17 protein-coding genes are annotated in these 19,988 nt (G+C 37.4%); 13 read left to right on the forward strand and 4 right to left on the reverse strand.

The features are described 5' to 3' along the window. Positions 1–5: 5 nt before the first annotated feature. Entirely contained in the window at positions 6–2,102 is a 2,097-nt protein-coding gene (locus tag DXB58_RS14015; protein ID WP_122137185.1) for an AAA family ATPase, read from the forward strand. A gap of 151 nt (positions 2,103–2,253) precedes the next feature. Then, positions 2,254–3,066, forward strand: coding sequence for a hypothetical protein (locus DXB58_RS14020; protein WP_122137187.1), 813 nt, complete (start codon positions 2,254–2,256; stop codon positions 3,064–3,066). Positions 3,067–3,409: 343 nt separating this feature from the next. On the opposite strand, the gene uxaC is transcribed toward DXB58_RS14020, so the two are convergent. Further along, complete coding sequence (gene uxaC, locus DXB58_RS14025) at positions 3,410–4,816, reverse strand: glucuronate isomerase (protein WP_122137189.1); 1,407 nt, start codon at positions 4,814–4,816, stop codon at positions 3,410–3,412. Between the two features lie 198 nt (positions 4,817–5,014). Here uxaC and DXB58_RS14030 point away from each other — a divergent pair, with 198 nt between their 5' ends. From DXB58_RS14030 to DXB58_RS14065, 8 genes are all read left to right on the forward strand, one after another. After that, positions 5,015–6,082 (forward strand): substrate-binding domain-containing protein, encoded by a 1,068-nt coding sequence (locus DXB58_RS14030; RefSeq protein WP_004303151.1) that lies wholly within the window; start codon positions 5,015–5,017, stop codon positions 6,080–6,082. A gap of 26 nt (positions 6,083–6,108) precedes the next feature. Then, positions 6,109–7,548, forward strand: coding sequence for a tagaturonate reductase (locus tag DXB58_RS14035; RefSeq protein WP_122137190.1), 1,440 nt, complete (start codon positions 6,109–6,111; stop codon positions 7,546–7,548). A gap of 446 nt (positions 7,549–7,994) precedes the next feature. Further along, positions 7,995–8,480: a DsbA family protein gene (locus DXB58_RS14040; protein ID WP_122137192.1), complete on the forward strand. Its 486-nt coding sequence runs from the start codon at positions 7,995–7,997 to the stop codon at positions 8,478–8,480. Positions 8,481–9,268: 788 nt separating this feature from the next. After that, a complete protein-coding gene (locus DXB58_RS14045) occupies positions 9,269–12,319 on the forward strand; it encodes a PL29 family lyase N-terminal domain-containing protein (RefSeq protein ID WP_122137193.1) in 3,051 nt (1,016 codons plus the stop codon). 11 nt (positions 12,320–12,330) lie between these two features. Then, positions 12,331–13,011 (forward strand): hypothetical protein, encoded by a 681-nt coding sequence (locus DXB58_RS14050; protein ID WP_122137195.1) that lies wholly within the window; start codon positions 12,331–12,333, stop codon positions 13,009–13,011. A 222-nt stretch (positions 13,012–13,233) separates the two neighbouring features. Beyond that, positions 13,234–13,473, forward strand: a complete 240-nt coding sequence (locus DXB58_RS14055; RefSeq protein ID WP_008017560.1) for a DUF3791 domain-containing protein — start codon at positions 13,234–13,236, stop codon at positions 13,471–13,473. Next, positions 13,443–13,961 carry a DUF3990 domain-containing protein gene (locus DXB58_RS14060; RefSeq protein ID WP_122137197.1) on the forward strand — a complete coding sequence of 173 codons (519 nt, stop codon included), beginning with the start codon at positions 13,443–13,445 and terminating at the stop codon, positions 13,959–13,961. The genes DXB58_RS14055 and DXB58_RS14060 overlap by 31 nt, the downstream gene beginning before the upstream one ends. Beyond that, positions 13,936–14,187 (forward strand): hypothetical protein, encoded by a 252-nt coding sequence (locus tag DXB58_RS14065; protein WP_122137198.1) that lies wholly within the window; start codon positions 13,936–13,938, stop codon positions 14,185–14,187. Before DXB58_RS14060 ends, DXB58_RS14065 begins: the two co-directional genes overlap by 26 nt. Positions 14,188–14,189: 2 nt before the next feature. Here the strand turns inward: DXB58_RS14065 and DXB58_RS14070 are convergent, their stop codons facing one another. Both DXB58_RS14070 and DXB58_RS14075 read right to left on the reverse strand, forming a co-directional pair. Beyond that, positions 14,190–14,717: an FHA domain-containing protein gene (locus DXB58_RS14070; RefSeq protein ID WP_117937916.1), complete on the reverse strand. Its 528-nt coding sequence runs from the start codon at positions 14,715–14,717 to the stop codon at positions 14,190–14,192. Positions 14,718–14,735: 18 nt separating this feature from the next. After that, complete coding sequence (locus DXB58_RS14075) at positions 14,736–15,821, reverse strand: SPOR domain-containing protein (RefSeq protein ID WP_122137199.1); 1,086 nt, start codon at positions 15,819–15,821, stop codon at positions 14,736–14,738. A gap of 90 nt (positions 15,822–15,911) precedes the next feature. Between DXB58_RS14075 and rfbC the strand changes: the two genes are divergently transcribed. The 3 genes from rfbC to DXB58_RS14090 are packed head-to-tail and all read left to right on the forward strand — an operon-like array spanning position 15,912 to position 18,634. Further along, a complete protein-coding gene (gene rfbC, locus DXB58_RS14080; protein ID WP_004295903.1) occupies positions 15,912–16,460 on the forward strand; it encodes a dTDP-4-dehydrorhamnose 3,5-epimerase in 549 nt (182 codons plus the stop codon). Positions 16,461–16,486: 26 nt separating this feature from the next. After that, positions 16,487–17,800, forward strand: a complete 1,314-nt coding sequence (locus DXB58_RS14085; protein WP_122137200.1) for a UDP-glucose/GDP-mannose dehydrogenase family protein — start codon at positions 16,487–16,489, stop codon at positions 17,798–17,800. 36 nt (positions 17,801–17,836) lie between these two features. Further along, positions 17,837–18,634, forward strand: a complete 798-nt coding sequence (locus DXB58_RS14090; RefSeq protein ID WP_122137202.1) for a DUF4738 domain-containing protein — start codon at positions 17,837–17,839, stop codon at positions 18,632–18,634. A 50-nt stretch (positions 18,635–18,684) separates the two neighbouring features. Here the strand turns inward: DXB58_RS14090 and DXB58_RS14095 are convergent, their stop codons facing one another. Further along, positions 18,685–19,953, reverse strand: coding sequence for a DEAD/DEAH box helicase (locus tag DXB58_RS14095; protein ID WP_004295906.1), 1,269 nt, complete (start codon positions 19,951–19,953; stop codon positions 18,685–18,687). Positions 19,954–19,988: the final 35 nt, after the last annotated feature.

The following is a 19,988-nucleotide window of genomic DNA, read 5'->3' on the forward strand; positions in this document are numbered from 1 at the left end:
TAATTATGATACATATTGATAAGATTAATATTTCTATATCTGCTCACGCCTATGATGATCAGAATAATATTAGACAATTTGGTAGAGTTTTGAATTTTCAAAATGGACTGAATCTTGTTGTTGGAGATAACACTTCTGGTAAAACAACCATTGTAAGGTGCCTCTTTTACTGCCTAGGAATGGAGGAACTCATTGATGGTAAATCAGGGACAGGAGCAATGGATAAGTCAGTGAAAGATGTCTTCAAATATGATGATTCAAATCATAGCAACCAAGAATGGAATGTGCTTTCATCATATGTGATGCTTCAGTTGTCCAATTCTATTAATGAAGTTATTACAGTGCGTAGAAATATCAAATGTGATGAGTTAAGGGATAATGTTTTATATGTATGGAAAACTCCGATGGTAGATGATATGCAGCTTAGTGATAGTAGAGAATATTATGTGCATAGAACGGATGATCATAATATAGAATTTACTGTTGGATTTTATGCGCTTCTCTCTGAGTTTGCAGGATTGCCATTGAAGACTGTTCCAGCTAGAAATACAGATAAGGGTACAATACTTTATATGCAAACATTATTTGCCCTGACTTTCATTGAACAAACACGTGGATGGTCTGACTTTTTTGCCAATATACGCTCTTTTAACATTGTAAACCCAAAGCAGCGTATAATAGAGTATGCCATGGGGTATGACTTTGATAGCGAATTGGTTACTGCAAATAAACTTAAAGAGAGAAGAAAAGCGTTAGAAGGAAATTGGAGTTCTGTAACAAGTGATTTTATTAGTTATCTAACTTATAACAAGCTCTTTGTAGTAGGTTTAAATCCTATATTGGCCAAACAGAAAACTGCTCTCGCGGAATTACGCTATGGAGTGCGCGATACAGATTGTGGGTTGAATGATTATGTTATTCAATTGCAAGAGCGTGTTTCTTATTTGGAAACTAAACAAAATAATAGCCAAATAATTGAAAGAAATAATGGTTATTTGTTAGCTCTAAAGAACTATAAGGAGCATAAGGTAGAATATGAGAATTTCTGTATTAGCTTAGTTGCCGAAATTGAGAAATTGGATAATATCAAGAAGCAGGTTGAAACTATTGAACATGAGATTAAAAGATATTTAAGTCTAGCTCAAGTAAATAATGTTGTTAACAATTTAGACGTGGAGGAATGTCCGACTTGTCATCAGTTTCTTCCTATAAATAATACTCAGCAATTTACAATTTCTCCCGAACAGATAGAAGAAAGTAAAAATGTGTTGAATATGCAGAAAAAGTTTCTTGCTCCAATGATAGATGGATTAGAAAGATCTATTAAAAATAAGGAACTAAATAAGCTATATTTAGAGAATCAATTGTCAATAGAACTAGATCAGTTGAAAATAATGGCAGAATTAAATGACGTGAACTTAAATCCGCTTTCTGCTACTGAACAGTTTGAACTTGTAAATGATAGGTCAAAGATCGCGGTTCTAGATAGTGTAAAATCTCACATTGAGAATGTGATTGGACGACTCAAGACTATAAAAGTTAACTATGATTCAATATGTGGTGAAATAGTATCACTGAAAAACCGTAATGTAATAGAAAATCCTGTCAGTATTCAACTTAGTCAATTTAAGACATACCTCAATAAATTCAATTATACTAGCAATAATGTAATGAATCAAGTGTTTTTTAAAGAAGAAGATACCACTTATAAATATTTGCCTGTAGTTCAGCATGGTGAAAATATTGAGGAAGAAATCAGATCTGATTCATCTGCATCAGATTTTATCAGAAGCTTATGGGCGTATTACCTAACATTACTTGCAATTGGACCAAATCATCCAGGTTTCCTTATTATGGATGAACCTTGCCAACACTCTATGAAAGAGCAAAGCCTTCAGAATCTTTTTAGAGAGTGTGCGAGATTAACTGATAAGCAGATAATCTTGTTTTGTTCTTCACAACCACATACAGAAGAACACCCTCAAAATAATGAGGAACAGAGAATTTCTAGAAATATTATTGAGTCTTTGGTGATGGGACTCCAAGGTGTGCAAATTAAATATTGTGATATTGACCCAAAGGCTATAATTGCAAAAGAGTAGTATAGTAATATCCGTTTATGCATCAAAAATGAAAGCATAATAATGTATCTATAAAATAGCAGTAAATAAAAGTGAAGATGTTATTTATGTAATTCACTTTAGTTGACTGAATATATCTATTTTAAATTAAAGTTTAAGTATTGAATCAATTATGAAATGGCATTCTACTCATAAAAAGCATAAGAAGAAAAGGACTAATAGAAAAAAAGGAGTGAAAATATCTAGAATCTTTGCTCTACTTAATAGTAAGTCAGATTTAGTCAAATCGTCTTCCACAAGCAGTGATATTATAATAGAAAGACATAAAGATCCATTAGAATTGTTTGGTCATGTAGATTTAGATGATTTTGCTCGTCCAACAAAAAATGATACACTTTTTAAAGAGCCTTTAGATTATAATGATTTGTCAATAATAGGCAGGTTTGTCGATAGAAATGATTTTATGATAATCAGTGGTTTTTATGATGTTGCAATTAATTCTCTGCAAATATTGAAAAATAAAGGTGTTAGAGAAAAGGATTCTCATATATATCCAATCATCTATAATTACAGACATTATTTAGAACTAATAATTAAACAAACTATAAGATATTTTAGATTGGCCGAAAACGAAATTACGAATGACGAAGTTGGTTATGAATCTGGTCACTGCCTAAAGAAACTATGGAGCATTTTAAAAACATATTTAAGTAAAATCGAAGATGTTAATCAACAGGAAACAATAGCATTTGATAAGTTACTTAATGAATTAAATGATATTGATGAAAATTCATTTGCCTTTAGATATCATTGTGATAAAGGAAAAACAATACATGATAAAATCAAATTAACTATTTCTGAATCAAAAGATATATCTTTAAGTAACCTTGAAGTAGTCATGAAAAAAATGCATTGTTATATCGAAGGAATATCTTGCCTGGTTTATGATAGGTACAAAAGTTATTGTGAGAAAAATATAAAATGATATTTTATTTTTGAACCACCAATTGGGTTCTTTTGATTTTTTTTTCTATATTTGTGCCCGTTAAGCGAAACAAATAGTTGCAAAACTATGAAATAGAAAACGTCCTTATATGTGGGACCTTGAAAAAACAGATTCGCAAAACCTTGAAGTTCAAGAAACTAAAAATATAGTTCGACACCCTGAGGGTGTACAAGGATTATTAAAAGGAGAACTTAAAAGGTTCTCCTTTTTTGTTAAGAGCCTTTTTGTTGTTACAGTTCAGCTGTAGGAATAAAAAATACCGCTACTCAAAGCTATATTCGACTTTGGTAGCGGTATTTTTTTATAGTGTAACTACTATCTATTAGAACTTGAAGAAGTTCTTGGCATTGTTGTAGCTGATATCTTCAATCATTTGGTTTACACGATCCATTTCAGATGCCGGAATTTCTCCGTTTTCTACGTCACGTCCTACCAGGTTACACAATGTACGGCGGAAATATTCATGACGCGGGTAGGATAGGAAGGAACGAGAGTCTGTCAGCATACCTACGAAGCGGCTCAAAAGACCGAGTACTGACAAAGCATTCATTTGTTTTTCCATACCATCCTTTTGGTCGAGGAACCACCATCCGGAACCAAATTGGATTTTTCCCGGGATAGAACCATCCTGGAAGTTACCCAGCATTGTGGCAATCACTTCGTTGGCGCATGGGTTCAGGTTGTAAAGGATTGTTTTAGTTAATTTGCCATTAGTGTTCAGGCGATCAAGGAATTTAGCCATTGCTTTGGCGGTTGTAAATTCACCGATAGAATCGAAACCTGTATCAGCACCCAGTAATTTAAACATCTTCGTGTTATTGTTACGAATAGCGCCGTAATGGAATTGTTGAGTCCATCCTTTTTCCCAGTCCATTTCACCGAAGATCACAAGCATTGCCGATTTGAATTTCAGAATTTCTTCTTTGGTCAATTCTGCGCCACCATATACCTTATTAAAGATGGCTTTGATTTCAGCATCTGTATAATCTTCTGCGTAGAATTCTTCAATACCATGGTCAGACAGACGGCAGCCTTGTTCTGCGAAGAAGTCATGACGTTTGCGCAAAGCAGCGATCATATCATCAAAGTTGGAGATGGTAACACCACTTACCTCTGCCAGTTTTTCTACATAACTGCGGAAATCTGCAGGGACTTCTACAGCCATAGCCTTATCAGGACGCCATGTTGGTAACATCTTGATTTCAAATCCGCTTTCGCGTGTTTTGATATGATATTCCAATGAATCGATAGGATCATCCGTTGTGCAAACGGTTTCTACATGATAACGACGCATCATTCCACGAGCTGAATATTCGGGTTGAGACAGTTTCTCGTTACATTCATCGTAAATTTCACGTGCGGTTTGTGGATTCAATATTTTATTGATACCAAATGCCGTTTTCAGTTCAAGGTGAGTCCAGTGGTACAAAGGGTTGCGGAAAGTGTAAGGTACTGTTTCCGCCCATTTTTCAAATTTTTCCCAGTCTGTGGTATCTTTTCCCGTACAGAAACGTTCGTCTACTCCGTTTGTACGCATTGCACGCCATTTGTAGTGGTCACCGCCCAGCCAGATTTCAGTTAGTGATTTAAACTTGTAGTCGTCAGCTACCATTTGAGGGATAAGGTGACAGTGATAGTCGATGATCGGCATTTTAGCCGCATGCTCGTGATACAACTTTTGCGCAGTTTCTGTTTGCAGCAAGAAGTTTTCGTCCATGAAGTTCTTCATTATTACTGTGTTTTAAGTATATAAAATTATTACTTTCTGTATTTATACCTATATAGTATTGATTTTAAAGCTAATAGGCGTAAATCTCGTTTTAGTTTTATTAACCGTTATCGAACACAAAAATAGAAAATTTACTTGGAGTAACAAAATAATTCGTATATTTGCAGCGATTATTTATAATATTTAAGTTTTAGCACTATGGAGGACCAGAACTATACCATTAAAGACATTGCCCGTATGGCCGGTGTTTCCGCCGGAACGGTTGACAGGGTGTTACACAATCGCGGTGACGTGTCTCCCAAAAGCAAAGCCAAAGTACAAAAGGTGTTGGATGAGATTCATTATCAGCCCAATGTGTTTGCTATCGGTTTGGCTGCTAAAAAGAAATATTCTTTCCTCTGTTTGATACCTTATTATATAGAGCATGATTATTGGCATTCGGTAGTAGGGGGGATTGAGCGTGCCCGGCAAGAGTTGCGTCCTTTTAATGTGAGTATAGATTATCTGTGCTATCACCATGGGGATGAGAAGAGTTATCAGGAAGCCTGCCTTTCCATAAAAGAAAAGAATGTGGATGCGGTATTGATTTCTCCGAATTTTCGGGAAGAGACACTGGCGCTGACAGCCTATTTACAGGAAAATAAGATCGCTTATGCTTTTGTCGATTTCAATATGGAAGAAGCGAAAGCGTTGACATATATCGGGCAGGATTCATATAAGAGTGGATATATCGCAGCGAAAATATTGATGCGCAATTATTCGGCAGGAGAAGGCCAGGAGTTGGTTTTGTTTTTAAGTAACAATAAAGATAATCCGGCTGAAATACAGATGCAACGCCGTTTGGATGGTTTTATGAGTTACATTGCCGAAGAATATAATAACTTGGTAATCCATGAGGTAGTACTTAATAAATCCGATCAGGAAAGTAACCAACAGACATTGGATGAGTTTTTTCAGGCGCATCCGAAGGCTTTACTGGGAGTTGTATTTAATTCCAGAGTGTATCAGTTGGGAGAGTATCTTCGTCATGCGGGACGTAGCATGAAAGGACTGATAGGATATGACCTTCTGAAAGCAAACGTAGATTTATTAAAATCCGGTGATGTGCATTATTTAATCGGGCAACGTCCGGGTTTGCAAGGATATTGTGGGGTGAAGGCTTTGTGCGATCATGTCGTGTTTAAGAAGTCTGTTGAACCTGTAAAATACATGCCTATTGATATCCTGATAAAGGAAAACATTGATTTTTATTTTGAATTTGTATAATATCAACTTTATAAATTACAACTAACATGAAAGCATTAAACAAAGAAACTGCTCCTAAAACACAACGTCCGGAGCGTATTATCCAATTTGGCGAAGGTAACTTTTTGCGTGCATTTGTAGATTGGATTATTTATAACATGAACCAGAAAGCTGATTTCAACAGCAGTGTAGTAGTGGTTCAACCGATTGATAAAGGAATGGTCGATATGCTGAATGCACAAGATGATCTTTATCATGTAAACCTTCAAGGATTGGATAAAGGAGAGGCAGTTAACAGCTTGACAATGATTGATGTAATCAGTCGCGCTTTAAACCCATATACTCAAAATGACGAGTTTATGAAGTTGGCAGAGCAACCTGAAATGCGTTTTGTTATTTCAAACACTACGGAGGCTGGTATTGCTTTTGATCCGGCTTGTAAACTTGAAGATGCTCCTGCTTCATCTTATCCGGGTAAGTTGACTCAATTACTCTATCATCGTTTTAAAACATTCAATGGTGATAAGACAAAAGGTTTGATTATTTTCCCTTGCGAGCTTATTTTCCTGAATGGTCATAAGTTGAAAGAAACAATTTATCAATATATTGAATTGTGGAACTTGGGTAATGAGTTTAAAACTTGGTTTGAAGAAGCTTGTGGTGTATATGCAACATTGGTAGACCGTATTGTTCCGGGATTCCCACGCAAGGATATTGCTGCTATCAAAGAAAAATTGCAATATGATGATAATCTGGTTGTTCAGGCTGAAATTTTCCATTTGTGGGTGATTGAAGCTCCGCAGGAAGTTGCAAAAGAGTTCCCGGCTGACAAGGCAGGCTTGAATGTATTGTTTGTACCGTCAGAAGCTCCTTATCACGAACGTAAGGTTACTTTGTTGAATGGCCCGCATACAGTTCTTTCTCCGGTTGCTTATCTCTCGGGAGTGAATATTGTGCGTGATGCTTGCCAGCACGAAGTGATTGGTAAATATATCCACAAGGTAATGTTTGACGAACTGATGGAAACTTTGAACTTGCCGAAGGATGAGTTGGAGAAATTTGCAAATGATGTATTGGAACGCTTCAACAATCCGTTCGTGGATCATGCAGTAACCAGTATCATGCTGAATTCTTTCCCTAAATACGAAACTCGTGATTTGCCGGGATTGAAGACTTATCTGGAACGTAAAGGTGAACTTCCTAAAGGACTGGTGCTTGGATTAGCTGCTATCATTACTTATTATAAAGGTGGTGTACGTGCTGATGGTGCTGAAATTGTTCCGAATGATGCTCCTGAAATCATGAACCTGCTGAAAGAACTTTGGGCAACAGGTTGCACAAAGAAAGTTGCTGAAGGTGTTCTGGCTGCAGATTTTATCTGGGGAGAAGATTTGAATAAGATTCCGGGATTGACAGAAGCCGTAAAAGCTGATTTGGATTCTATCCAGGAAAAAGGAATGCTTGAGACCGTTAAAGGTATTCTGTAAGATATAACCTAAGGTTGATAAAAGTAGAGGGCATTTTGGTAGAGTATACAACTATCAAAATGCCCTTAACTGTTAGATAATTAAGAGACGGTAAGTTATTAATTGTTAAAGATCAAATTTGCATTCTTCGTATTTTTTATTTCCATAACCTTCTTTTTCTTCGTTTTCACGGTTTGAAAAGGCTCAAATCCTTAATGACCAATTTTGTCTCTTTTTGTATGAATTATTGTTCTACTTTTTTGTTTTATAAATGCTTGGTTTATAAGGGGAAAACGAATTTGATATGATGAATATTGCATAAAAAAGTCATCTGTAAAATACAATGAATCAAGACCTTTTTTACCATGTTAATCTTGCTTGTAAATCTCGTAATGTGTTCATACCTTTGTTGCGAAGTCAATAGTGTGGCTTCCTAATATTGTTTAACTTTTTAATCTTAGGCGTATATGGCTATCAGATATAAAAAGAAAAAAATCACCTTATGTTTCGATAAGGAAAATAAGGTAGAAAAGTATGTTGCAGCAAACGTTCTAGTTGGGAGCATCAACTATAACAAGTTATGTGATGAAGTAAATCAGCGGACAGGCGTTCATCGGGCTATGGTGGATGTGGTACTGAAAGGAGTGCAAGATACTATGGTGTCATTTTTAGAAGAAGGATTCTCTGGAAAGTTGGGAGAGTTCGGTTCATTTCGTCCAGCTATTAATGCCGAGAGCCAAGATAAAGCTGAAGACGTGAGTGTTAATACCATTATTAGGAGGAAGATAGTCTTTACTCCGGGAGGTGCATTCAAGGAAATGCTTGGATCAGCTAGTATAGAGCTGTTTGGAGATAACGTAACCAATCTTAACGGGGATAACGGTGGAGAACCTAGCGAAGGAGGTGGCTCTTCTGGAGGAGATTCAGGAGAAGCTCCGGATCCGGCAGCTTAATTCTTACTAAAAAATAACTTTAGATAGGGAAGGTTCTTTCAGGAGCTTTCCCTATTTTTTTGATATTTCGGGTAGAAATGCTCTAATTCGCCGTTGGGCAATGGTGAATTTGTGGTTGCCTGACGACATTTTTGCCGTTGCCCAACGGTGAATTTACTGTTAGGTGCAAAATTTTAGTAAGATTTGTATGCGGAAAGTAGGATTTCTACTGGATTTATAATTTGTTTTCCTATCTCTTTTTATCACCTATTTTATCAAAAAGTAAGAAGTATCTTGATTTTTCTTCTGTTAGCTTCCTCTAGAAAAATTATTTGTGAAAATATTTTTAATCTTTGCCGCGTTATAGCAGTAGATTGTTCAAACGCGTATTATCCTCAAGATACAATGAAGATAATTAATCTTCAATATTGCTTTTCATCTCATTTTATCCCAAATTTGCAGTCTCAATACCCCAAGAGTGTTGTTTATGCGAAATATTTTCTATCTTTGTAGCGTTGCAGCAATAGTGTTTGCATGTGCAACATTACATATTAATAGATGAAAGTGTTTAGCTTTTATCCTTGTTAGGAAATCTGGTAAATTTCAATTGACATAAGGATAGCAATAACACTCATCACTTGTATAGTCGTGTGTAATTTTATATTGCATATATATACGAGTGTGGGGTATTGTTTATTTATGTCAAGGTTTTACCAGAACCTCCTAACAGATAAACTAACGACTCCACACTTTTTTTATAGACTTACCACTGCTAAGGAGTTGAGGTGGCGACAAAAACTCTAATAATTATGATGAAAAAGACAGTATTCTTTTTCTTAATGATTGCAGCTTTAAGTACTTCATTCTATAGCTGCAAAACAAACACTAATGATTTATGGGATAGTATTCATCAATTGGATGGCAGGGTAACTTCACTTGAAGAACTCTGTAAACAGATGAATGGAAACATTGGGGCGTTGCAAACGTTACTACAAGCTTTGCAAAGTAATGTAAGCATCACAAAAGTAAATCCTGTTACAGAAGGTGGTAAGACGGTTGGTTACACTATTTCTTTTTCAAAGGGAGATCCCATTACTATTTATCATGGAGAAAAGGGGGATAAAGGTGATACGGGTATTGCCGGTAAGGATGGAGTAACGCCGGTGGTTGGCGTGAGACGAGATACGGATAATGTTTATTATTGGACGTTAAACGGGGAATGGTTAATTGATGATGCTGGGAATAAAGTAAAGGCAGTAGGTGAAGATGGAAAAGATGGAGAAAATGGTATAGATGGTAAACCTGGTATGGATGGCATTACTCCACAATTGAAAATAGAAAATGGTCGTTGGTGGCTGTCGGTGAATAATGGCAGTACGTGGTCGAATATAGGGCAGGCTACAGGTGATACTGGTAAAGATGGAGTGGATGGTGACGATATGTTTAGTGATATAGATTACACTTCCAGTCAGGACTTTGTTACTTTTACCTTGTCGAATGGAACTGTTATAAAACTGCCGACTTGGTATGCTTTTGGCGAATTGCAAAGCTTGTGTGAACAGATGAATACTGATATTTCGTCTATACAATCAATCATTGAAGCACTACAACAAAAAGATGGTATAACTAATGTGGTACCTTTGAATGATAATGGGAAGGTGATTGGTTATAAACTTTATTTTGAAAAACGTGAACCGATAACCATATATTATGGTAAAGATGGGGCAGATGGTAATGATGGTCAAGACGGTTCGGATGGCAAGGATGGGGTGACACCTGTTGTCGGAGTGAAGCAGGATACCGACGGTATCTATTATTGGACGTTGAATGGAGATTGGATGAAAGATGATAATAGTAATAAGATAAAGGCGCAAGGTGTTGACGGCTCGAATGGAAATGATGGACAAGATGGTACAGACGGTAATAACGGTGTTACTCCGCAATTGAAGATAGAAGAAGACGGTTATTGGTATATATCTTATGACAATGGTTCAAACTGGACAAAACTTGGAAAAGCGACCGGTGCGGATGGAACAAGTGGAGACGCTTTCTTCAAGAATGTGACGGAGGATGATGATTATGTTTATTTGGAGATGCAAGCCGGAAACATTATCTCCGTACCCAAACACAAAAAGCTGTCTATCACTTTCAATGAAACGGAGGATATACGGGTATTGGCCAATCAGACTTATCCCATTCAATATACTATTACGGGGGCTACAGATAAGACAGTAGTGAAAGCTTTGGCGCAAGATGGTTTCCGTGCTGTGGTAAAATCCTCGGGTAATGCTTCTGGAGTAATTGAGGTAAGTACACCGGGAACGATACTTAGTAGTGAGGTATTGGTTTTCGTCTCCGATGGTGAGGAACGGACTATCATGCGTTCTATCAATTTTGTGGAAGGAGTGATTAATATCACCGATCGTTCTTATACAGTTCCTTATACTGGTGGTACAGTGAGTGTGCAGCTTTCCACTAATATCGATTATACCATAGAAATTCCAGAAGCGGATAAAACATGGATTTCTATCGCTCCGACATCACGTGCCATAATGCGGGATGAAACGATTGCATTTAATGTCCAACAGAATAATAATACTCAATTGCGTTATTCAATTATTAAATTAGTTGACAAATTGGGAGTTACTTCTGAAACAATACAGATTACTCAGCGTGGAGGAAGTTCACAGGATATTTACGTAGCAACAGCAGGAACTTTGGAACAACAAATCAATAGTGAAGACGCTAAAATTTTAGAAGAATTGAAAATCACAGGACATCTGAATACCTTTGATTACGAGTTTTTAAAGACTATGCCTAACTTAAAAACGGTAGATCTTTCAGAATTGGGTGATGTAAGTATACCTGCTAGTGCCTTTAATAGTTCTAAAGTTTCTACGGTGTTGTTACCTTTGAACTTGAAAACAATTTCAGATAGAGCGTTTTATAATAGTTCTATTACTTCCGTTTATATACCTCAGACAGTAGAAAGTATTGGTCAATATGCTTTTGCGAATACTTCTAAATTAACAGGGAATATTGTAATTCCTCAAAAAACTGTAACAATTGGAGAACGTGCTTTTGAATATTCTGCTTTTAACGGGACTTTGATATTAGAAGAGGGAGTGCAGAGTATTGGAACAGCAGCATTCGCTGGTTGTAGCAAAGTAACAGGAGACTTAGTAATACCGAATAGTGTAACAAGTATGAAAGGGTCTGCATTTCAATCTTCTACTTTTACAGGTTCATTGAGTATAGGAAATGGGTTAACAGATATTCCGACTTACGCTTTTCATGGTTGTAGCTCTTTTAAAGGAGAAATTACTATTGGAGAAAATGTTAAGAGTATTGGCGATCATGCTTTTGAAGGATGTAGTGGATTTACTGGTAACTTGATAATTCCTAATAAGGTTGAGACTATGGGTATTTATGCTTTTTATGCTTGTATTGGATTTGAAGGATATTTAAGTATCGGGAATTCAATAAAATCTATTGGAAAGTGTGCATTTGTAGGGAAAGAAGATAAAAAAACACATACTGTTGTAGATGGTGGCAGAGAAAAACAATATACTAGCTATTCTTGGACTCGTATTTTTAATAAAGTATATTGTAAGGCTCTAAAATCACCAACATTAGGAATGGTAAATTTAGCAGATGGTGATACATATACGTCTACTGTTCCAGTCTATATCGTTTTTGGAACAGATAGTACACGGAAATATTATGGATTTAGCTATATTGCAGATCCGATCATGTGTGGTAAAAATTATCCTCAATATCTATTTATTCCAATAAATGCTTCAGGATATAATATAAATGGATGGGGAGGATTTGAAATTAAATCAGAAGTCGAATTTTAAACTATATAATTATGTGTAACTCAAGTTCAAATCCTTGCGACCAAATCTGTAAGAAACAAGCCGCATATGACAAGGCTGTTGAATCCTACCAGTTCCATGTACAACGTTATCACACATGGGTTAACTATTACGCCATTTTCGTCGGTGCTTTGTTTGTGGCATTTTATACCATTATACCGCAATCAGAAAATGTTCAATACGGTCCTTGCAGTGGAACTATTTTTTCATTTTTAGATAGTATATGGCTACCACTTTTGATTATTACCTTAGGATGGTTTGCTTCTATGTGTTGGCTGGCTAGTATTATTGGGCATTATGAATGGATGAAGAGTTGGATACGAATCGTGAAAAAGAGAGAGGTCGATTTCTTTGAAACAACTTCAAGTCAACCATCCAATATCTCACCGGTTTCATCTGAAATATTTGTATATGGAAAAGTTATGAGAGAACCGGATAGAAGTGTACCTAATAATATGCTGCCCAAGTTTATCTCAACTCAAAAAGTAACTCAATGGTTTGTATGGAGTGTTATTTTAATGTGGATAGCAAGCTCTGTTTTTCTTTGGAGATTTGTAGACTGTTATTGGTGGATTCCCTCTTTCGGTTATTCCCTTCTTACGGCTATAATTGGATATTGCCTTTATGGGAAAGCTCATAAATTGTATTCTTCGGAACATCTGGATATAGCTTGAACATAAAACAATGAAAAAAGGATAGGAATATTACCAATATATAGATTCCTATCCTTTTTTATTTCTGTTCATATTAGTAATGCCATTTAATATGAACTAGAATTGTACTTCCTACGAATCGAATGATTCAAAAACAATAAAAAGAAGATTAAACTTTATCTGTTTCCAGATATATTCATTAACTTTGTAATTAGCTCAAATTAGCTTTATACAGGATTTAATATGGAAAATCTGATTGAATTATCACATACTGAAGTGACATTAGCATTTGTAGCGTCCTGCATTGAAAGTACGGCACGCCGATTAGGTAAATCATATCAAGAAGTTTTTACCCGCATGAAGCGTGTAGGTATGATTGAGAATTACATCTTGCCTTGCTATGATGTATTACATACCGAGAGTCGCGAGCATGTGACTGATAATATGATAGAATGTCTGACAACTTGGGAGGCAAAACGATGAAAATAACAGTATATCATGGAGGAACGGAACGAGTTGATGTTCCTATTTGTCGTTTAGGAAGGGAGAATCTTGATTTTGGTCGTGGATTCTATGTTACAGACATCAAAGAGCAGGCTTGTCGTTGGGCTATTGCAACGGCTAAGCGACGCAACACCCAAGCCATTATTAATATTTACCAACTTGATAGAGAACTTGTTTTGGAAAAGGCTCGTTGTAAGGTGTTCAAAGCTTACGATTCGGAATGGTTGGAATTTATTGTAGCCAGTCGTCGTGGACTGAATCCAGCGGCAAATTATGATTATATAGAGGGAGGTGTCGCGAATGACCGGGTAATTGATACGGTAAATTTATATATGTCTGGTTTGATGAGTGCTGATGTGGCATTACAGCGTCTTGCTCAACACCAACCAAATAATCAGATTTGTTTGTTAAACCAAAGTATTACGGATAAATACCTTATTTATGATGGAACAGAACTGGCAGAATGATCCTGTAAAGTCTCCTGAAATTCAAGAGATAATATTAAGTAATCGTATCGGTATCATTGCTGCCGAACTTTCAAAACGCTTGGAAATTACTCCAGTCAGAGCATTGCAATTGTTTTATGAAAGCAAGACTTGCGCTGACTTGCATGACAAGGAAACAGGGCTTTATCTTTATGGTAATCTCTATATCGCTGATGAATTCATGCGAGAGTATCAAAATAAGTTATAAGTTCATTCAGCCGTATGCAAAATAAATGTGGTAGCTCCAATTGTCACAATAGCGCCATCTTCAATACGTACACGGTCTTTATCTCCCAGAATTTCATTCATAAGGAAAGTACCTGTGAGACTAGGAGCATCTCGTAATGTGTAGACTAGCTTTCCTTGCTTATTACGCTTTATATTAATGATGCAATGGCGTCGATCCATGCTCATATCACCGCTTTCAATGGGAGTATTAATGTTTGTTCCTACGCAACGGCGGCCTATGACATTGTCACCTTCTTGCAAGGGAAGTAACTGTTTAAAACCAAATACATTTTCGATTACAGTGATATATCCGAACTCTTCTTTATGAGATTCAGCTTCTTCTTCCAGGTTTTCTTCCTTTCTAAGAGCCTTAACTTTACTTTTTCCTAGCCGGATACTGAATTGCTTGCCACAATGTTCGCATTCAAATACTAGTGATTGGCCTTCACTATACTTGGTTTCATCAAAATAAAGATAATTCTCACATTTAGGACAAAGAACTCGTTTCATGCTTTTTAAAAGGGATTTTTATTTAGCCAGTAACCAGGCATTCTTATAAGTTTCGTTTTTTCTTAGCTCAAGTAATTGCTTGGTCGCTTCATCACGGTTGTTGAATGAACTGATACTGACACGTACTTTACCATCAGTGTTGAGAGCTTTTGCATCTGCAAATCCTTTTGATTTTAATTGGTTCGCAATAACTTCTGCATCTTTCAGGCTGATTCCTCCTGCCACAATGATATGAAAAGGATGATTTGCACTTTCTTGAGATTTCACCGCAGGAGCAGGAGCCGCTGTTTCCTGTTTTACCACTTTCACTTCTCTTACTGCGATCGGTTTGGAAGTCTTGGCTTTATCCGTTGTATGCTTTTTAGCAGATGAAGTTTTGGTTGAAGTGGAAGAAGCAGAAAGCTTCTTTGCTTGTTGCGCAGCATCGTTCTTAACATAAACAGGAGTTACTGCAACCGATTGCTTTTCTATTTGCTCAAAAAGCTCGCTGGGCAATAACTGTGCATAATTGTTCTTTTGAACGTCGGTATTCTCTACCGGAGTTGAAAAGGCAAAGAACAGTACGATAGCAGCAATCATTGCTGCAGCATTGCGGAGATACGCGCGGTTGATACTAATTTCAAAAGTCTTCTTTTCCTTTTCCTGATAAGTCGGTACCAATACTTTTTCTTTCTGCTGCAGAGCCGAAAGTTCATGTATTTCAAAAGAGTCGAGACCATACAATGAAGGAGTTGTTATCTTATAATCATAAGGAACGAACTCGTAGTTACCATAAATGTTATAATGAATCTCGCCTATATTATCCAGATGGGCTTTCCCTTCTTCATGAAGGAGACCGATAAATTCGTTTACTTCTTTTTCTACTATACGGCTGGCGTCAGCAAAACTTGTGTCGTATGCTGACATATAAGATTGCACCAGTACACCGTCATTCAGTTTTAATTGAGGATTAAAACCGATTATACGGGTAGGAGGTAAAAATATATTTTCTTCCTTTACGCGGGTTGCGGGCGAATAATGTGCTACAAAACCACCAAATCCCGGAACAATGACGCAGTCGTTTTCCAGTAGTAAAGTCTCTATATGTTGTGCCAATTCAATCATGTCTGCAAAATTAAGAGATAAATTGAATATATCCCAGAAAACTTCGAAAAATTCACTACTTTTGCATCGTTTTATTTATCACTATCAATAATGAACTATATACAGACAGAAATAGACGGAGTATGGCTGATCGAGCCTAGAGTTTTCTCCGATGAACGGGGCTATTTTATGGAAGCCTATAAGAAAGAAGAGTTTGAAGCCAATATTGGTCCCGTAAACTTTATACAGGACAACGAGTCGAAATCATCTTTTGGTGTATTGCGTGGATTGCACTATCAAAAAGGAGAACATAGTCAGGCGAAACTGGTTCGTGTTCTTAAAGGAGAAGTGCTCGACGTTGCCGTTGATTTGCGTAAATCATCGCCTACGTTTGGAAAGCATGTTTGTGTATTGCTTAGTGAAGAAAACAAGAGACAATTTTTTATTCCCCGTGGTTTTGCTCATGGCTTTGCTGTCTTGAGTGAAGAAGCTGTTTTTACATATAAGGTAGATAACAAGTATGCTCCGCAGGCAGAAGCCTCTATTTTATATAATGACGAAGCATTGGGGATCGACTGGCCGTTGGCAGAGTCGCAAATGTTATTATCTGCGAAAGACAGAGAGGGAACTGCTTTCAAAGACGCCGTTTATTTTGAATGAATTTCTAAACAAACAATAGATTAAGTATGAAAATTGCAATCGTGGGAACAGGGTATGTGGGTCTGGTGTCAGGCACATGTTTTGCCGAAATTGGCGTGAATGTAACGTGCGTAGACACGAACAAAGAGAAAATCGAATCTTTGCAAAAGGGGAACATTCCAATTTATGAAAATGGATTGGAAGAGATGGTACTCCGTAATATGAAAGCAAAGCGATTGAAGTTTACTACCTCATTGGAAAGTTGTCTGGATGAAGTGGAAGTTATATTCAGTGCAGTTGGAACTCCTCCGGATGAAGATGGCAGCGCTGATTTGAAATACGTATTGGAGGTGGCCCGTACCATTGGTCGCAACATGAAACAGTATAAATTGGTAGTTACCAAAAGTACTGTTCCGGTAGGCACTGCCAGTAAGGTTCGTGCAGTTATTCAGGAAGAACTGGATAAGAGAGGCGTGAAGGTTGATTTTGATGTGGCTTCTAATCCGGAATTCCTTAAAGAAGGAAATGCTATCAGTGACTTTATGAGCCCGGACCGCGTGGTAGTGGGAGTGGAGTCGGCACGTGCGGAGAAATTGATGTCCAAACTATATAAACCATTCTTATTGAATAATTTCCGTGTGATTTTCATGGATATTCCGTCTGCGGAAATGACTAAATATGCGGCAAATTCGATGCTGGCAACCCGCATTAGCTTTATGAATGATATTGCAAACTTGTGCGAGATTGTTGGTGCGGATGTGAATATGGTGCGTAGTGGGATAGGTTCGGATACCCGTATCGGACGTAAGTTTTTGTACCCGGGCATCGGGTATGGTGGTTCCTGCTTCCCCAAAGATGTGAAGGCATTGATTAAAACAGCAGAACAGAATGGTTATACCATGCGGGTACTTACGGCTGTGGAAGAAGTGAATGAGAACCAAAAAAGCGTCTTGTTCGAAAAGCTAATGAAACAGTTTAATGGTGATTTGCAGGGTAAGACTGTTGCTTTGTGGGGATTGGCATTTAAACCGGAAACGGATGATATGCGTGAGGCTCCGGCATTAGTCCTGATCGATAAATTACTGAAAGCAGGCTGTAAAGTACGCGCATACGATCCGGCTGCCGTGCAAGAATGTAAGCGCAGGATTGGTGATACTATCTATTATGCTTGCGATATGTACGATGCCGTACTGGATGCTGATGTGTTGATGCTGGTTACCGAATGGAAAGAATTCCGTCTGCCTTCATGGGCCGTTATCAAGAAAACGATGTCCCGGCAGATTGTGTTGGACGGACGTAATATATATGATAAAAAAGAGATGGAAGAACTCGGATTTATTTATCACTGTATTGGTAAATAAAAAAATAAGAGTATCTTTATACAAAAACTAAAATAGATGATGAAAAATGTGGCTGTATCGTTAATGGCAATCTTTTTCGCGGCATGTAGCGGCAATAAGAATCCCCATTCTCTTCAACAAGAGAAGGAGGATCTTAGTGCAAAAGGGCTACTGCAAGGAATTTGGCTGGACGATGAAACGGAGAGCCCGTTGATGCGTGTAGAAGGAGATACTATCTACTATGCAGATGTACAAAGTACTCCCATTGCATTTAAAATAATACGGGATACTCTTTATACTTATGGAAATGATACTACTTATTACAAGATTGATAAGCAGGCAGAACATATATTCTGGTTTCATTCCATAACGGATGATGTGATTAAGTTGCATAAATCCGAAGATGTCAATGATTCAATCTATTTTGTCCGTCAGGAATTAGTAATTCCGGCATATACGGAAGTAACCAAACGCGATAGTGTAGTGACCTATAATGGCACTCGCTATCGCGCATACGTATATATTAATCCTTCTAAAATGAGAGTCATCAAGACGACTTATTCCGAAGACGGGATTAGCATGGATAATGTATACTATGATAATGTGATGCACATTTGTGTGTATGAAGGTAAAAAGAGCCTGTTTGCCAGCGATGTTACCAAACAGATGTTTGACAAAGTACTTCCTGTCGATTTTCTGGAGCAATCCATCCTGTCAGATACAAAGTTTGTGAAAGTAGACCGGAACGGTTTTCATTATCAAGCTGTCCTGGCCATTCCGGAAACTTCCATATATAGCATTGTAAATATGGAAGTAAGTTTTAAAGGAGATTTGACTATTACTTCATCCAAATAAAAAAGCACCATACATTCAGATCGTATAGTGCCGGATTAAAAAGCCTTGCTTTAATTTTGTCTGGGGGGAGACGGACGGTTATTTCTCTTTCCTCCGTTATTATTATTCCTTTTTCCCCGGAAATCTTTTCTTTTGTAGTTGCCACCCTTACCCTTGCTAAAAGAACGTGGCTTATATTCCGGAGCTTCTCCCAATTCTTCAGGAATAGGAATCTTATAAATCTCTTTTTCCAGGAAGTTCTCAATACTTTTGAAGTTGCTTTGCTCTTTCTCGCTGATAAACGTAAGTGCTACGCCATCATTGTTGGCACGTGCCGTACGTCCGATACGGTGTACATAATCCTCGCTGTCATGAGGTACGTCGAAGTTGATAACCAGTCGAATATCATCAATGTCGATACCACGTGCAACGATGTCCGTAGCTACTAATATATTGATTCGTCCGGCTTTAAACTCATGCATAACAGTTTCCCGTTGAGCCTGTTCCAGATCCGAATGCATTTCCCCTACGTTCAGTTTCATGGATTTCAAAGCCTTGGCTACTTCCTTGACCTTGATTTTAGAAGATGCAAAGACAATCACACGTTCCGGAACTTCATCCATAAAAAGACTGCGTATGATTCCCAGCTTTTGATTTTCGTAGCAAACGTATGCCGCCTGAATAATCTTTTCTGCAGGTTTGGAAACTGCGAGCTTTATCTCTGACGGATTATTTAAGATTGTGTTTGCCAATTGCTGAATCTTTGCAGGCATTGTTGCAGAAAACATGATTGTCTGTCGTTCCTTCGGCAGATATTTCGCAATTTGCATGATATCTTCATAGAATCCCATGTCGAGCATCCGGTCTGCTTCATCCAGAATAAAATAAGAAACCTTGGAAAGATCTACATATCCAAGGCTTAAATGGGCGATCAGACGTCCGGGAGTAGCAATAACAACATCAGCTCCTAAAGTGAGTCCTTTTTTCTGTTGTTCGAACAATATTCCATCATTTCCACCGTATACGGCAACACTCGATACCGGCATGAAATAGGAAAACCCTTCCATTTGCTGGTCGATCTGTTGGGCCAATTCCCGGGTAGGAGACATGATGACACAATTAATCGCATCTTCCGGATGTTTACCTTCAGATAATTTATTCAATACAGGCAGTAGAAACGCGGCCGTTTTACCTGTTCCTGTCTGTGCTACTGCGATCAAATCTTTACCCTCAAGTATGATTGGAATTGCCTGCTCCTGTATAGGCGTACATTCGTCAAATCGCATGGCATCAAGCGCCTCAAGCACATTTGCATTTAATTGTAGTTCGGAAAACTTCATTCTTTTATTTAATTTGTCAGCAAAGATAATCTATT

The organism is Bacteroides sp. OM05-10AA (assembly GCF_003439055.1).
Taxonomy (GTDB): Bacteria; Bacteroidota; Bacteroidia; order Bacteroidales; family Bacteroidaceae; genus Bacteroides; species Bacteroides intestinigallinarum.

Bases quoted from the DNA above. Each gene is read 5' to 3' on its own strand.
- DXB58_RS14085 (WP_122137200.1), top strand. From the start codon at position 16,487: ATGAAAATTGCAATCGTGGGAACAGGGTATGTGGGTCTGGTGTCAGGC.
- DXB58_RS14030 (WP_004303151.1), top strand. From the start codon at position 5,015: ATGGAGGACCAGAACTATACCATTAAAGACATTGCCCGTATGGCCGGT.
- uxaC (WP_122137189.1), bottom strand. From the start codon at position 4,816: ATGAAGAACTTCATGGACGAAAACTTCTTGCTGCAAACAGAAACTGCG.
- DXB58_RS14040 (WP_122137192.1), top strand. From the start codon at position 7,995: ATGGCTATCAGATATAAAAAGAAAAAAATCACCTTATGTTTCGATAAG.
- DXB58_RS14070 (WP_117937916.1), bottom strand. From the start codon at position 14,717: ATGAAACGAGTTCTTTGTCCTAAATGTGAGAATTATCTTTATTTTGAT.
- DXB58_RS14045 (WP_122137193.1), top strand. From the start codon at position 9,269: ATGATGAAAAAGACAGTATTCTTTTTCTTAATGATTGCAGCTTTAAGT.
- DXB58_RS14055 (WP_008017560.1), top strand. From the start codon at position 13,234: ATGGAAAATCTGATTGAATTATCACATACTGAAGTGACATTAGCATTT.
- DXB58_RS14050 (WP_122137195.1), top strand. From the start codon at position 12,331: ATGTGTAACTCAAGTTCAAATCCTTGCGACCAAATCTGTAAGAAACAA.
- rfbC (WP_004295903.1), top strand. From the start codon at position 15,912: ATGAACTATATACAGACAGAAATAGACGGAGTATGGCTGATCGAGCCT.
- DXB58_RS14090 (WP_122137202.1), top strand. From the start codon at position 17,837: ATGATGAAAAATGTGGCTGTATCGTTAATGGCAATCTTTTTCGCGGCA.
- DXB58_RS14015 (WP_122137185.1), top strand. From the start codon at position 6: ATGATACATATTGATAAGATTAATATTTCTATATCTGCTCACGCCTAT.
- DXB58_RS14035 (WP_122137190.1), top strand. From the start codon at position 6,109: ATGAAAGCATTAAACAAAGAAACTGCTCCTAAAACACAACGTCCGGAG.
- DXB58_RS14075 (WP_122137199.1), bottom strand. From the start codon at position 15,821: ATGATTGAATTGGCACAACATATAGAGACTTTACTACTGGAAAACGAC.
- DXB58_RS14020 (WP_122137187.1), top strand. From the start codon at position 2,254: ATGAAATGGCATTCTACTCATAAAAAGCATAAGAAGAAAAGGACTAAT.
- DXB58_RS14065 (WP_122137198.1), top strand. From the start codon at position 13,936: ATGATGGAACAGAACTGGCAGAATGATCCTGTAAAGTCTCCTGAAATT.
- DXB58_RS14060 (WP_122137197.1), top strand. From the start codon at position 13,443: ATGTCTGACAACTTGGGAGGCAAAACGATGAAAATAACAGTATATCAT.
- DXB58_RS14095 (WP_004295906.1), bottom strand. From the start codon at position 19,953: ATGAAGTTTTCCGAACTACAATTAAATGCAAATGTGCTTGAGGCGCTT.